1 pseudogene is annotated in these 937 nt (G+C 44.1%); it reads right to left on the reverse strand.

Going from position 1 to position 937, the window contains the following annotated elements:
• Positions 1 to 937: pseudogene (locus MMO38_RS16490) on the reverse strand (hypothetical protein); the annotation flags it as partial.

Below are 937 nucleotides of genomic sequence, written 5' to 3' on the forward strand. Positions count from 1 at the left end.
TGCACTACCATCTGCAACATTAGTAATTACTTTACTGCCAGCATTAATGCCTGCTGTTGTAATGCTTGGTCCACCTGTGATCACTAAGCCATTCGTGTCTAACTTGCTGTTGCCTGTTGTAACAGTCGTTAAGTTTAAGTCTTGGCTTAATGCAAACGCGACATTATTGCCTGTCTTCGTTGCAGTTAAGTTGCTATCCGCTGGATCAACCACACCGATATCAACCGTATCACCCGCTTTGATCGCACCGCTGTTTGAACCATTGGTTTGTAGGTTAAAACCACCTTTCAAAGTCGTGATGTCACCAGTGTTAGTCGCAATATTATTGGTGTTCGTTGTGATGTTCGCTGTGTTGGTTGCAATATCCGTGGTGTTTTGAGCAACGTTGTTATTGGTCGTTGTTAATTGACCAAAGTTAACTGCGTCATTCGGTGCACTACCATCTGCAACATTGGTGATTACTTTACTGCCAGCATCAATTCCTGCTGTTGTAACGCTCGGTCCACCTGTAATCACTAAACCATTCGTGTCTAACTTGCTGTTGCCTGCTGTAACAGTCGTTAAGTTTAAGTCTTGGCTTAATGCAAACGCGACATTATTGCCTGTCTTCGTTGCAGTTAAGTTGCTATCCGCTGGATCAACCACACCGATATCAACCGTATCACCCGCTTTGATCGCACCGCTGTTTGCACCATTGGTTTGTAGGTTGAAACCACCTTTCAAAGTCGTGATGTCACCAGTGTTGGTCGCAATATTATTGGTGTTCGTTGTGATGTTCGCTGTGTTAGTTGCAATATCTGTGGTGTTTTGAGCAACGTTGTTATTGGTTGTTGTTAATTGAACAAAGTTAACTGCATCACTCGGTGCACTGCCATCCGCAACATTGCTGATTACTTTACTGCCAGCATCAATTCCCGCTGTTGTAACGCTTGGCCCA

It is taken from the genome of Acinetobacter sp. NIPH 1852 (assembly GCF_022549455.1).
Taxonomy (GTDB): Bacteria; Pseudomonadota; Gammaproteobacteria; order Pseudomonadales; family Moraxellaceae; genus Acinetobacter.